Source organism: Tolypothrix sp. VBCCA 56010 (genome assembly GCF_050875635.1).
Taxonomy (GTDB): Bacteria; Cyanobacteriota; Cyanobacteriia; order Cyanobacteriales; family Nostocaceae; genus Hassallia.
The window spans coordinates 21,962-34,901 of sequence record NZ_JBPAOH010000081.1; the positions used below are offsets into that span (position 1 = coordinate 21,962).

The 12,940-nt window shown below is 42.3% G+C and carries 12 protein-coding genes; 7 read left to right on the forward strand and 5 right to left on the reverse strand.

Going from position 1 to position 12,940, the window contains the following annotated elements; translation table 11 throughout:
* Nucleotides 1-65 precede the first annotated feature (65 nt).
* From AABK37_RS24375 to AABK37_RS24385, 3 genes are all read right to left on the reverse strand, one after another.
* Nucleotides 66-755: an acetoacetate decarboxylase family protein gene (locus tag AABK37_RS24375; protein ID WP_432554104.1), complete on the reverse strand. Its 690-nt coding sequence runs from the start codon at nt 753-755 to the stop codon at nt 66-68.
* Between the two features lie 282 nt (nt 756-1,037).
* On the reverse strand, nt 1,038-2,945 hold the full coding sequence (gene dnaK, locus AABK37_RS24380) for a molecular chaperone DnaK (protein ID WP_432554105.1): 1,908 nt from the start codon (nt 2,943-2,945) through the stop codon (nt 1,038-1,040).
* Between the two features lie 445 nt (nt 2,946-3,390).
* Nucleotides 3,391-4,518 (reverse strand): hypothetical protein, encoded by a 1,128-nt coding sequence (locus tag AABK37_RS24385; protein ID WP_432554106.1) that lies wholly within the window; start codon nt 4,516-4,518, stop codon nt 3,391-3,393.
* A 123-nt stretch (nt 4,519-4,641) separates the two neighbouring features.
* Here AABK37_RS24385 and dusB point away from each other — a divergent pair, with 123 nt between their 5' ends.
* The 7 genes from dusB to AABK37_RS24420 all read left to right on the forward strand — a co-directional run bounded on the left by dusB (nt 4,642) and on the right by AABK37_RS24420 (nt 9,344).
* Complete coding sequence (gene dusB, locus AABK37_RS24390) at nt 4,642-5,694, forward strand: tRNA dihydrouridine synthase DusB (protein WP_432554107.1); 1,053 nt, start codon at nt 4,642-4,644, stop codon at nt 5,692-5,694.
* Nucleotides 5,695-5,765: 71 nt separating this feature from the next.
* Nucleotides 5,766-6,044: a BrnT family toxin gene (locus AABK37_RS24395; RefSeq protein ID WP_432554108.1), complete on the forward strand. Its 279-nt coding sequence runs from the start codon at nt 5,766-5,768 to the stop codon at nt 6,042-6,044.
* Nucleotides 6,025-6,258, forward strand: coding sequence for a hypothetical protein (locus AABK37_RS24400; RefSeq protein ID WP_432554109.1), 234 nt, complete (start codon nt 6,025-6,027; stop codon nt 6,256-6,258). The genes AABK37_RS24395 and AABK37_RS24400 overlap by 20 nt, the downstream gene beginning before the upstream one ends.
* Nucleotides 6,259-6,557: 299 nt before the next feature.
* Nucleotides 6,558-6,923, forward strand: coding sequence for a hypothetical protein (locus AABK37_RS24405; protein WP_432554110.1), 366 nt, complete (start codon nt 6,558-6,560; stop codon nt 6,921-6,923).
* A gap of 91 nt (nt 6,924-7,014) precedes the next feature.
* A complete protein-coding gene (locus AABK37_RS24410; RefSeq protein WP_432554111.1) occupies nt 7,015-8,448 on the forward strand; it encodes a hypothetical protein in 1,434 nt (477 codons plus the stop codon).
* A 229-nt stretch (nt 8,449-8,677) separates the two neighbouring features.
* Nucleotides 8,678-8,950, forward strand: coding sequence for an antitoxin family protein (locus AABK37_RS24415; protein WP_432554112.1), 273 nt, complete (start codon nt 8,678-8,680; stop codon nt 8,948-8,950).
* The gene (locus AABK37_RS24420; protein ID WP_432554113.1) at nt 8,937-9,344 is read left to right on the forward strand and encodes a PIN domain-containing protein; all 408 of its coding nucleotides are present in this window, start codon (nt 8,937-8,939) and stop codon (nt 9,342-9,344) included. Before AABK37_RS24415 ends, AABK37_RS24420 begins: the two co-directional genes overlap by 14 nt.
* A gap of 46 nt (nt 9,345-9,390) precedes the next feature.
* Here the strand turns inward: AABK37_RS24420 and AABK37_RS24425 are convergent, their stop codons facing one another.
* Both AABK37_RS24425 and AABK37_RS24430 read right to left on the reverse strand, forming a co-directional pair.
* Entirely contained in the window at nt 9,391-10,887 is a 1,497-nt protein-coding gene (locus tag AABK37_RS24425) for an aminotransferase class I/II-fold pyridoxal phosphate-dependent enzyme (protein ID WP_432554116.1), read from the reverse strand.
* A gap of 144 nt (nt 10,888-11,031) precedes the next feature.
* Nucleotides 11,032-12,810, reverse strand: a complete 1,779-nt coding sequence (locus tag AABK37_RS24430; protein ID WP_432554114.1) for a sensor histidine kinase — start codon at nt 12,808-12,810, stop codon at nt 11,032-11,034.
* Between the last annotated feature and the right edge of the window lie 130 nt (nt 12,811-12,940).

The window sequence follows — 12,940 nt, forward strand, 5'->3', positions numbered from 1 at the left end:
CGAAAACATGTTACTAGGGACTGGGGACTAGGGACTGGGGATTGGGGACTTACACAAAAACTCTTTCAAACTCCTATTTCTTGGCGTCTTTGGCGCCCTCTCTGATTCGTTATTCGGTCAAAATTTGTTTGTCCCACAACATGCGGTGCCGCAATTTGCAAACTCATCTTCTCGCACCTCACCGTTAAAAAAGGCTGACCTAAATTTATCCCAGCAAAAGGACTTTCAGCAGGGACTTGTAACTTAGAACCAATCAAACCCAAGCGAGACTCCAATTCAGCGCCAAACATCAACAAATCATTACCCATCGTACTAAAAGCAGAACCGCCTAACCACTGTCGCCAAGTTAAGCTTTGTTGCTTGTAATCAAGACTACATAAAACCTGATTGCCTTGACGAACAGTTACACGCTTATTATCTTCCCAGGTAAACTCAGCCATTTCCTTTGGAAGTCCCCAAATTTCTCGACCACCAGCCACAGAATCAAGATTATCTACATAAATATGCGAAACCCAACCGCCAAATTTACCTTCATAACTCACCAAAGCCGGGATGACAATTAACTCACTATATTCCAACACCGAACCCGCACCGTAATGAGATACATACACCACACTCAGCGTTTTCCCAGGCAACACAGAAATAATATTTAACTCAGAGGGGATCAGGTGGCGCACCTTGTCAACATCGACTAAATGCACAGTTGAGATAGCGTAGCCTTTCAACATCCAAGGTGTGTATTGTGGATATCCCACTTTTTCTCTCCTTATACCAATTCTGTATGAAGATGCGCTGACGCGCAAGAAATAAAAACGAACCACGAAGACGCGAAGAACGCGAAGAGAGGAGGTATAGAGATAATTTGGCGCAGCTTCACAAAGAAACGGTATTACTCAGCAATAAATTTTCCTTCTTTCCTTTGCGTCTTTGCGGCTTTGCGTGAGCTTTTAATAACCATGAATTAACTAACAAATAAAAATAACCACCCAAGGATAGACCTTGGATGGTTTTGTTATTAGCGATTAGCCATTAACAACTTACTTTGATTCAGTGAAATCAGCATCAATCACATCATCACCGCTACCGCTACCAGAAGAGGTAGGACCGCCATCTTGAGGTTCAGCACCTCCAGTAGCACCGCCACCACCTTGTTGATAAAGATTGCTACCAACAGCGAATAGCGCTTGTTGTAATTCTGGCATCAGCTTCTTGATTTGCTCGTCGTCTTCTTTGGAAATAGCATCCCGCAAGTCTTTCACCAAACCTTCAACTTTGGTTTTGTCAGCTTCGGGAACTTTATCGCCCAATTCTTGCAACTGCTTCTCAGCTTGGTATGACAACGAATCGGCTTGATTCTTGCGTTCAATTTTCTCACGACGCTCTTTGTCAGTAGAAGCATTTTGTTCAGCTTCTCTTACCATCCGCTCAACATCGGATTTATCGAGGGTAGAAGCGCCTGTAATACTGATAGACTGTTCCTTACCAGTGCCTTTATCTTTAGCGGTAACGTTGAGAATACCGTTAGCGTCAATGTCAAAGGTAACTTCAATTTGAGGTACACCGCGAGGTGCTGGGGGAATACCATCAAGTCGGAAGGTTCCCAAACTCTTGTTATCGTTGGACATCTCGCGTTCACCTTGGAGAACGTGAATTTCCACGTTGCTTTGACCATCCACGGCGGTGGAGAAGACTTCCGATTTCTTGGTGGGAATAGTGGTGTTGCGAGGGATAATCTTGGTCATCACACCGCCCAAGGTTTCTACACCTAAGGACAAAGGTGATACATCTAACAACAGAATGCCCGTGACATCACCAGCAAGCACACCCGCTTGAATAGCTGCACCAACAGCTACAACTTCATCAGGGTTAACGCTTTGGTTAGGGTCTTTACCCAAAACAGTTTTCACCACCTGTTGCACGGCGGGAATGCGGGTAGAACCACCAACTAATACGACTTCATCAATATCGGTTTTGCTTAATTTAGCATCACGCAGCGCATTTTCTACAGGAATACGGCAGCGATCGATTAAGTCAGAACACAGTTCTTCAAACTTAGCGCGAGTCAACGTCATATCCAGGTGCTTGGGACCATCCTGGGTAGCGGTGATAAATGGCAAGTTGATTTCTGCTTGGCTGACGCTAGAAAGTTCAATTTTTGCTTTTTCTGCGGCTTCTGTCAAACGTTGTAAAGCTTGTCTGTCTTTACGGAGTTCGACACCTTCATCTTTCTTGAACTGGTCGGCTAAATAGTCAACGATTTTTTTATCGAAGTCGTCACCACCAAGGTGAGTATCACCAGATGTCGCTAGTACTTCAAATACACCGTCACCAACTTCGAGGATAGACACGTCGAAAGTACCACCACCAAGGTCAAATACTAAGATGGTTTCGTTACTCTTCTTGTCAAATCCGTATGCTAGTGAAGCAGCGGTAGGTTCGTTGATAATCCGCAGAACTTCGACCCCAGCAATTTTACCAGCATCTTTGGTGGCTTGGCGTTGCGAGTCGTTGAAGTAAGCGGGAACGGTAATTACAGCTTGGGTGACAGTTTCACCAAGGTATTTACTTGCGTCTTCAACTAGTTTGCGAAGAACTTGGGCAGAAATTTCTTCTGGGGCAAATGCTTTGCCAAGTCCGGGACATTCTATCTTGACGTTGCCGCTGCTGCTGACGACTTTGTAAGAAACTTCAGTAGTTTCTTTGGTTACTTCGTCGTAACGGCGTCCGATGAAGCGTTTCACCGAGTAAAAGGTGTTTTCGGGGTTCATCACCGCTTGACGCTTGGCGATTTGTCCAACCAGGCGATCGCCATTTTTTGCAAATGCTACTACACTAGGCGTTGTCCGAAATCCTTCTGCGTTAGCAATAACTGTGGGTTTACCACCTTCCATCACTGCGACGCAGGAGTTTGTCGTACCTAAGTCAATTCCAACTACTTTTGCCATTTTTACGCTCTGGCTCCGTTAACTACAAACGAATGAAAATGAATGGGAGAATTAGGACTAAATTTTGAACCAACTGGATTAAGAGAACAGCTAGTTCAGCATGAATACCTTTTTTTGGCTTTCCTTGGGTTTTAATCCCAGGCTATGCTGATATATATACTGAGCCTGTGCAGGCAGTCTATGAAGGAGGGTTTCCCGAACCTTGTTGGGGACGGTTGCTTCAAGGCTTGTCTAATCGGCTCATTGATTTATTTGCTCTCACTTCGTCTAATGTATGAGAATAAACACTTTCAGTAATTAGGGTGAACCGTAACTATCTAGTGGTGTTTGCCGTCTTTAAATCTGGTTAAGGTTGATTTTTAGTGGTTATTTGCTTTAAACACATATCGTCACGGTGTTTAAAGGTAAACCAAATGATATTCGCTAGTTATAATCGCCAATATATTTACTGTGTGTGAAATTCAGCACTAGGAATAAACCCCGTCTCTTTCAGCAGTAACCGTAGTTTTGCGCGATCGAGTTTCGTATCCTTTTTTTTGTTTCCCCACATATGAGTAAAGAAATCTTGCATCAGCGCAATGATGCTGCGGTATTTGACGATGCTGGCAACATAGAACTCATCTAACTTCATCACCCCGTCAGCATGTATCTGCTCGATGTTGTCGAGTAATATAGACCCCACTTCATAAAGTTGTAAGCCTTCTTTGATGCCATATTTTTCCATTATCCTGCGTTTATCGTTCTCGGAACATGAATCATACGACCATCGAATCAGGTGTCCCCAATTACGCAGGACTTCTCCATAGTCGTAAAATGTGTTCTGCTCAAAGAAAGACTCTTCATCTGAAGTCAACACAAAGCTCTTGTCAAGTACTAAACCAAAATCGGTCAAATATATCTGCTCCCCGTCGGTGAGGACGTTGCGAAAATGCGCGTCGAAGTGGATGATTTTCTTCGTCCTCAAAAAGTCAATCGTCGTGCGTAAGTCATTCAGGGGTTTCTGGAGTTTGTTGGGATTTTCCCGCAGCCATGTTTCCAGAATATGCGGTATGTACTCTATAAACATAACCAACTCATAGTTGGCGATCGCTCGATCTAACACGTAATTCCCAGCGTTCGCACTATTGCCCCAGTACTCCACATACTCTTTTAGACGCAACCTATCCACCTTTGCCCGCCGCCCAGAGAATGGAATAATCCGATAATGGTACATCAGTGGGAAGGTGGCGATCGCCCCCTCTAATACCCAGTTGGTTGTCTTGATATGGGTCACGAGTTCGCGGAAGACCCCAAAACCAGTGGAACCTAAGTTGTAATTACAGTAAGTCGGCAGGTCATACAGGTTTCTGGTGGAGAACAAATTTTCATATTCGAGGTTCGTCATTGGAACCCGTTTCACAAAGACCTTGGATTGCCCAAGGACAATGGTGTGATTTATTCCCCAACCTGTGCTTGACTTATTCGACTCACTATTGTCAAACAGAAAATGCAATTGTGCATTATCCAACTCAGCAAGTTGTGAACTAAGTTTGAAGTATTTATTTCTTCTAAGTTCAATATGATTCTTAGCCATTTTCTGCGTCCAGCCACAGCATGAGAAACCGCATAAATAAGATACGAGCCGCGCTACACTTAATATCTCTAAGCTACAACAATAGATAAATACAGTTAAATATTTACCTTTTGAAATTAAGAATTGTTTATGCTGTCTCCCGAACTCAAAGCTAGACTTTCGACGCCCCTAAAAATTGGCTCCCTTGAGGTGAAAAGCCGCGTTTTGCAGTCGCCTTTGTCTGGGGTGACTGATTTGGTGTTTCGCCGTTTGGTGCGTCGTTATGCGCCAGAATCGATGATGTACACGGAGATGGTGAATGCTACGGGGTTGCATTATGTCAAGCAACTGCCGAAAATTATGGAGGTTGACCCGAACGAACGCCCAATCAGCATTCAACTTTTTGACTGTCGTCCGGATTTTCTCGCAGAAGCGGCGATAAAAGCGGTACAAGAAGGCGCTGATACTGTTGATATCAACATGGGTTGTCCGGTAAATAAAATCACTAAAAATGGTGGTGGTTCTTCGCTGTTGCGTCAACCAGATGTTGCTGAGGCGATCATCCGGGAAGTGGTGAAGGCAGTAAATGTACCAGTAACGGTGAAAACACGCATCGGCTGGAATGACCAGGAAATTACGATTCTTGATTTTGCCAAACGCATGGAAGACGCAGGAGCGCAAATGATTACGGTGCATGGACGCACCCGCGCTCAAGGTTACAATGGTAACGCTCGCTGGGAATGGATTGCGCGTGTGAAAGAGGTGCTTTCTATACCCGTGATTGGTAATGGCGATATCTTCTCGGTGGAAGCTGCGGTACGTTGCTTAGAGCAAACCGGCGCTGATGGGGTAATGTGTTCGCGGGGAACTTTGGGCTATCCGTTTTTGGTCGGAGAAGTCGATCATTTTCTGAAAACGGGGGAATTATTACCCTCACCAACGCCAATTCAGCGTTTGGAATGTGCTAGGGAACATTTACAAGCGTTGTATGAATATAAAGGCGATCGCGGTGTACGTCAAGCACGCAAGCATATGACATGGTATGCGAAAAACTTCGCCGGTGCTGCTGATTTACGTGGACAGTTGAGCGTAGTTGACAAAGTGCAGCACGGTCTAGATTTAATTGACCGCGCAATTGAACAGTTGGCTAATGGTTACGAAGTTATTGAAGAAAATGAGCTAGCGATCGCACAATAAGTGATGGTATAGGATTGGGTATATTTGCACCGATCTAATCAGTCCGGTTAACAATCGGATATAATCTGGGCATGGAGTTCGAGTGGAATGAGTCAAAAGCAGCTGCTAATCTGAAGAAGCACGGAGTCAGTTTTGAAGAAGCCAAAACCGTCTTCGATAATGCACTAGCGGTGATTTTTAATGATGAAGCACACTCTGTAAATGAGCAGCGAGAAATCATTATTGGTCACTCTCAAAAAAATCGCCTGTTGTTGGTTTCTTTTACCGAACGTCCTAGCGCTATCCGTATCATCAGTGTCCGTCTAGCTACTCGAAGGGAACGTGAAGATTATGAACAAAACGCCTTTTGAGGAATCACAAAACTCTAATGACGAGCTTATGACTGAATATGACTTCGATTATCAGAAAGCAAAACCCAATCGCTTTGCTGTTCGTCATGAGAAACAGCGGTTAACAGTTGTTGTTTTAGATGAAGACGTGGCTCAAGTTTTCACAACACCTGAGGCAGTTAACAAAGCGCTTCGGGCATTAATCGAAGCAATGCCACAAGTAATAGATGAGTAGTTGAAATTGATCGCGCAATTGAGCAACTCGCTAATGGTTATGAAGTTATTGAAGAAGATGAACTCGCGATCGCACAGTAAGTGATGGGATGGGGTGCGTGAAGCGATTATGAAGAGATATACGGATTTCGTATAATAAACGGCTGGGCTGTTTCGTCTCTTAGTGAGGACAGTCCCTGTAGATTGTCGGTACATATTCAGTGTTAAGTTACCTTTATGCTGTCTGTACGGCAGCACTTGAAGGTTATCGGTGTATATGTGCTATAAATTGGTAAGGCTTAGATCAAAATCACTACCGACATGGATTTATCTGTACTGGCTTTACAAGCAGTAAATATTGCGCTTTATGCAATTGACAAAGCTACAGGCGGTGCTTTGGAGAAAGCTGGAGCAGATGTCCTAGATTTTTTGAAAGCAAGATTTCAAGGCAGACTTCAGCTTGAGAGAGCGAAGGAAGAACCAAAGCTCTTAGAAGCTGCGATCGTGAGCGAAGCCGAATCTGACAAGACCTTCCAAGAAGATTTAGAAAGACTGGTTACTCGGTATCAGCAGATACAAAATACCTCTAATGTTTCTCAGACTACTGAATCAGGTGTTAATCTTAATGTTAATAACAATCCAGGTACAGTTATAGGTCAACAAATAGGTAAGCAATTTTTTCGTTAATCAACTTTACTTAGACCTTGAAAACTTAGATTTAGAGGCAAATAGGAACCTACTTAAGAAGATTCTAAACTACATTAAAGTAGTTATATTTTTGGTATGTTCTCTATTTTTCTGGGTTTTATTTGGTTGGTTTGCTGATTATTCTTTCCCTTACGGTCAAGCTTTAGAGTTATTGCTTGCTTGTTTCAAAGGGACTGTTTCAGCAAGGATTAACAGTTTACAAAAGCAGTTACAAAGAATAGATATAGTTTCTCAACCGGATAATCAACAGCAAATTCAAAAACTGAATAACTTAGAGTCTCAAGCATGGCTTTACGAGGGTATTCTAGAACGTCTTGGTGAAGATCCTTCTGCAAACCATGAGAAAATTGCAAGAACACTTGAGGCATTAGAATATAAAAGAAATGAGATTTTACAAGAATTAGAGCCTCGAAGACCTAAAAAATACCGTATTTTAGCAGAGATACAGGACTACACTCGTTCTCTTCTAGCTAGTCAGGTTGAAAAGGATTATATAAGACTCGAAAGAATCGTAACTAATTTAGTTATTTTTGCTAGAAGTAGGCAACCTTCGCAGACTATTCTTTCACAGGTGATTGAACGATTAGCTGTAGAAATAGCACATAACGCTAATCAAATCAGTCCATTTCGTCTTCGTCTAGCCTATAAAATTGATGATTTAATCAGGGTTTTATCAGCAAAGCTGGTTCTAGAAACTAATAGTTCTAAAACTGATAGTACCTATCAGGCACTTGTCAATGAATTACACTCTCGAATTAATCTGTTATCTGAACAGTTCAACAGTTTACTTAGAACTAGACAACAGAATGCTAACGAACTGAACAAGCGTATTCAAGAGATTTCTAATCTTACTAGAAACATTTCTGACTTACATAGAGATATATCTGCTCGTGATGCTAGTATAACCGCTTTGCAAAAGAATATTCAAGATTTAACAGAAATTGCTCGAAGCAAACAAGCTCAGATAAACAATCTCCAAAATTCGATAGCTAATCTACAAAGGGAAGTTGAAAATTCAACAGAACTTGATCAAAGAAAACAAAACCAAATTAATGAATTAAAAAAGCAAGTAGCTCAACTCAACCAGCAGAGGCTAGATTTACAGCAAAGAATTCGAGATATAGCGGAACTTGCTCAAAACAAACAATCTCAGATTGAAAACTTGCAGGATGAAAAGTCTCAATTAAGTTCTCAAAAGCTAGATATACAAAGACAATATCAAATAATACTTCAGCAATATCAACAACAGCAAAATGAAATAGCTGATTTGAAAGCACAAATAAAAAATCTTTCCCAAATCAATCGAACGCAACCTCTTAATCCTACCTATAAAACACCTCAACAGCCTGTTAAGAGGGTAGAAAGTAGACCAAAAATTACAGTAGAAGAATACGATAAAATTTCTAATCAAAGTGATTATGAATATGTTGACACGTATAATCGAAAGGATGGAACCCCTGTGAGAGGGTACTACAGAAGACGAAGAAGACGACCAAACAGATAAGCGCCCACCAGCAGCCCAACAAATCAATGCAGCCAACGGACTAACAAAAGTTTTGGTGGAGTAGCTTTGGTTGTCTGTCGCATCTGATTTCAGCCGTTAGCTTGTTTCGTCTTTCACTTGTAGTGGCACTTCTGTGCTTATCTGTTGGTATTCAGGTTTAAGTTGTTTTGAGGTAAGCTGTGGGACAGTGCTTTGAGGTGGTCTGTGAGGCGATCGGTTATGCTTAAAGATGCGACTATTAATCGGCATGGAGTCTCCTTTTATGCCCCACGTCAAAGCAATTTACCGTAACGGCGCATTCGTTTTGCAAACACCCTGCAATTTAGCTGAAGGGACTGAGGTTGAATTATTCATTCAATCACCTCAAGTTGTGTCACCGTCGATTTCTGATGCAGAAACTAAGCAACGTTTTCTGAAATCGCTGGTTGAGCGGATGCAGCAAAATCCAATTCCATCGAATGCTCCTCGTTTTACACGGGAAATGCTGCATGAACGCCGTTGACACTAACATCTTGATTTATGTCAACGATCCCCGCGATCCAACTAAGCAAGAAATAGCAGCTTCTCTGGTGTCTACTCTGACAGACGGTGTGCTGCTTTGGCAGGTTGCATGTGAGTATTTGGCAGCCAGTCGTAAGCTAGAACCGTTGGGATACGATAGAGCGCAAGCATGGCAGTATATTCGTGACTTACAACAGGTTTGGCATACTGTTTTACCAACATGGAGTGTTCTGAATCGAGCAGAGGATTTACTAAATCGCTTCAGTTTGTCATATTGGGATGCGATGATTGTTGCTGCTTGTTTGTCAGCAAATGTTCAGACTCTTTACACCGAGGATTTTGGGTATTCAAGTATTGATGGGTTAGGTATTGTCAACCCATTCAAAGCTCCATGATATTGCAGATGTCGTTGCATTCTTAGCCGTTGGTTAAAACAGTTGATTAAGCTTTCATCTTGACAACCTTAAGTGTATTTAGGCTAGCATCCGCACAACCGCTGATAAATCCACCTATTAACTGAATCTGTTGCAAATATTCTACATCTGTTTGGCTAATGACTTCTCCCGGCATTAACACAGGAATTCCCGGAGGATAAGGACAGACAATTTCAGCACAAATCCTTTCTGTAGTTTCTTGGATGGGTAATGTTTCACTTTCAGCAAAAAAAGCTTCTCTAGCCGACATACGCACAGAATTACCCACAGTAATAAAATTATCCCATACAAGCTTAGATAATTTCAAGTCATTTTTCTCTTTTTTGATGCGGTGATTGGCGGCAAGAGTGGTGAAACCTTGCACCAATTGCTCAATATCCTGGGCATTGTTACCCAAGCTGATAATAAAGGTGAGATTTTGCAGTGATGCAAATTCTGCTGTCACGCCTAGTTCATCAAGAATTTCCTCAGCTTCAAAGCCAGTTAAACCCAAACCGGAAACAGTCACAGTTAGGCGAGTTTTGTCTAAAGCTACGAAGAAGGAGGGGGGGAGTGGGGAAGGGGGGAAGGGGGGGAAGTGTAAAATTGATAATCCGGGAATTTGGCTGATGCGGGTTCTCGCTTCATCCGCAAGTTGTAAGGTGCGAGACATTAATTCAAAGCCATGCAAAGCCATTTGCTGACGTGCTGCATCTAAGGAAGCAAGAAGTATGTAACTAGGACTGGTAGACTGTACTAATTGCAAAGCTTTATTTAGGCGATCGCTATCTATCCTCAACCCCTGAATATGCAACATCGATGCTTGAGTCATTGCCCCAAGCGTTTTATGGATCGATTGTACGCTTAAATCTGCACCTGCGGCTAAAGCTGGGATCGGCAATTGGGGATGAAATGCGAAGTGTGCGCCGTGTGCTTCGTCTACCAGTAAAGGGATATTGTATTGGTGGACGAGGGAAGCGATCGCCTCCACATCTCCACATACGCCGTAATATGTTGGATAAACTATCATCACCGCTTTCGCATCGGGATGCTCTGATAATGCTGCTTGCACAGATGCAGGCGTGATACTGTGAGCAATATCTAAAATTGGGTCATATTCAGGATTAACAAAAATCGGCATGGCGCCAGAAAGAATTAAACCTGCTACCACAGAAGAATGCACATTTCGCGGTAAAATAATTTTATCGCCCATCCCACAAGTCGCGAGAATTGCCGCCTCAATTCCACACGTAGAGCCATTGACAAGAAACCAAGTTTGTGATGCACCAAATGCCTCAGCTGCGAGTTGTTGCGCTTGTTGAATCACTCCTTGGGGTGCAAACAAATTATCTAACTGAGATAATTCAGTTAAATCAGCGCTAAATACAGCTTTGCCAAAACAATCAGCCAATTTTTGGGAAATGCCTGCACCGCGCTTATGTCCTGGGGTGTAAAAAGCTGCGTGAGGACGGGTTGCGTTAGCTTTTAAGGCATCTAATAAAGGTGTTTGGTTTTGATTCAGCATTTTTATTAATTCATAATTCATAATTTATAATTCATAATTAAAAAAATGGGTAAAGCGCGAACACTGAATTTTGAACGATCTCAAACTTTTGAAGTGGAGAATTAAAGCTGACACTGATTGAAATTATGAATTATGAATTATTAATTATGACTTACATTGATGAACGGGAATTTCAATCACAAACTTTGTACCTTGGAAAGGGGCTGTATCGCACCAGAGTTTGCCTCGATGTTTTTCGGTTACAATCTGATAACTGATTGATAAACCCAATCCAGTACCTTTGCCTACAGGTTTGGTTGTAAAGAAGGGGTCAAACAGCTTTGTTGCGATCGCTTCTGGAATACCAAGACCATTATCGGCAATAGAAATCATCACCTGGTTGTTAGCGGTAATCATAGTGCAAATTCGGATAATGTTGGGATTGATGGTAATTTCTTTAAAGGTTCGTCCTTGGTTCGATTCTTCGAGAGCATCAATAGCATTTGCGAGTAAATTCATAAATACTTGGTTGAGTTGACCGGGATAGCACTCAACTAAAGGCAATTGACTATATTCTTTAATAATTTGAATTTCTGGACGGTCTTGGTTTAGTTTGAAACGGTGATGCAAAATCATCAAGGTGCTGTCAATGCCTTGATGAATATCAACTGCTTTGATTTCGGCTTCATCCAAGCGAGAGAAGTTGCGTAAAGACAGCACTATTTCGCGGATGCGGTTTGTTCCGATTTTCATAGATTTGAGAATCTTGGTGAAATCTTCAACGAGGAATTCGATTTCGATACCTTCCAATTCTTGTTGCAGCGCTTCGGGAGGATCGGGGTAATATTTTTGATAGTGTTGCAGCAGTTTCAGCAAATCTTGAGCGTATTCTTGCACATAACTTAGGTTGGCATGAATAAAGTTGACTGGGTTATTGATTTCGTGCGCTACACCTGCGACCATTTGTCCCAAGGCAGACATCTTTTCACTTTGAAGCATCTGAACTTGAGTGCGGTGGAGTTCTTCTAGGAGTTGTTGAAGGTAGTTATTTTTCTCACTTAATTCTTGTGTTCTCGCTTCAACTTTATCTTCCAGGGTTTGGCTATAAATTTCGAGTTGTTTGTTCGCTTTTTGTTGCTGCTCTAAGAGTTGTTTAACTGAGAAAATAAGTTGATTGAAAGATGTAGCGAGAATTCCTATTTCATCTTCTGTATTAACAGGAGCTTCCAAGTCAAAATTCGACTCTTGAATCGACTGTTTAGTGACTTGGGTGAGAATTTGAATTGGACGCGCGATCGCTCGACTGGTGGAAATAACTAAAACAATAGCTATTAGTACCGACACCACCATACTTACAACAATCAATTGCAATCGTAGCACCTCCGCAGCTAGGATTGTAGCCTCCGCTTGTTTATACTCCTCGTGGGTCATTTCCGTCAGTTCAGTTAAATCTTCGCAGAAGTAGTCGATTTTGGCGACGCTCGAACTCTCTCCAAACTCGATTAGCTGAGGGCGCAAAATTTCCACATTCTCTGATTTTAAGTTTTGCAAATTAACGCGCTCCAAGAGAATGTCTACTTTTTGGATGTAAGCTTCTGGAACTCCCTGATAAGTCTTGAGGAATTTGTTGATGGCTTCAACTTCGCCGTTCAAGTGTGTTTCCTCTTCTCCCTTAGTTGCTGCAAAATCTCTAAACTCAAACCAAATTTGCTTAAAACTCTGATAATGCTTGACAAAATGAGTATATTCTTCGTTTAACCGCTCTGGTTGTGAGAGAGTGGTAACAAACTCTTGGCTGTGAGCGCGAAGCTGAAGTGCCTCAATTTGCAGGTTAGTAATCATCTCAAATTGTGCGATCGCATCTTCTTCTTGCTCATGCGCTTGATGTAGGTAGTAGTTTCCCAGTATAATTCCGGCAGTTGTACCTAAAATCGCAACCCCCAAAGCAAGCCCATATCCAAGGCTAATTTTTTGGGTTGAGTCGATGGGGAGTATTATCTCCCGCACCTCTCATTTAGATCCGGACGTGCCCGTTTCCGTGCATCCGGCTCCCGATGTTCTTGTGACTTATGTC

Excerpts from the sequence above, each read along its gene's own strand:
- dnaK (WP_432554105.1), bottom strand. The coding sequence starts at position 2,945 with ATGGCAAAAGTAGTTGGAATTGACTTAGGTACGACAAACTCCTGCGTC.
- AABK37_RS24385 (WP_432554106.1), bottom strand. The coding sequence starts at position 4,518 with ATGGCTAAGAATCATATTGAACTTAGAAGAAATAAATACTTCAAACTT.
- AABK37_RS24395 (WP_432554108.1), top strand. The coding sequence starts at position 5,766 with ATGGAGTTCGAGTGGAATGAGTCAAAAGCAGCTGCTAATCTGAAGAAG.
- AABK37_RS24400 (WP_432554109.1), top strand. The coding sequence starts at position 6,025 with ATGAACAAAACGCCTTTTGAGGAATCACAAAACTCTAATGACGAGCTT.
- AABK37_RS24405 (WP_432554110.1), top strand. The coding sequence starts at position 6,558 with ATGGATTTATCTGTACTGGCTTTACAAGCAGTAAATATTGCGCTTTAT.
- AABK37_RS24415 (WP_432554112.1), top strand. The coding sequence starts at position 8,678 with ATGCGACTATTAATCGGCATGGAGTCTCCTTTTATGCCCCACGTCAAA.
- AABK37_RS24420 (WP_432554113.1), top strand. The coding sequence starts at position 8,937 with ATGAACGCCGTTGACACTAACATCTTGATTTATGTCAACGATCCCCGC.
- AABK37_RS24425 (WP_432554116.1), bottom strand. The coding sequence starts at position 10,887 with ATGCTGAATCAAAACCAAACACCTTTATTAGATGCCTTAAAAGCTAAC.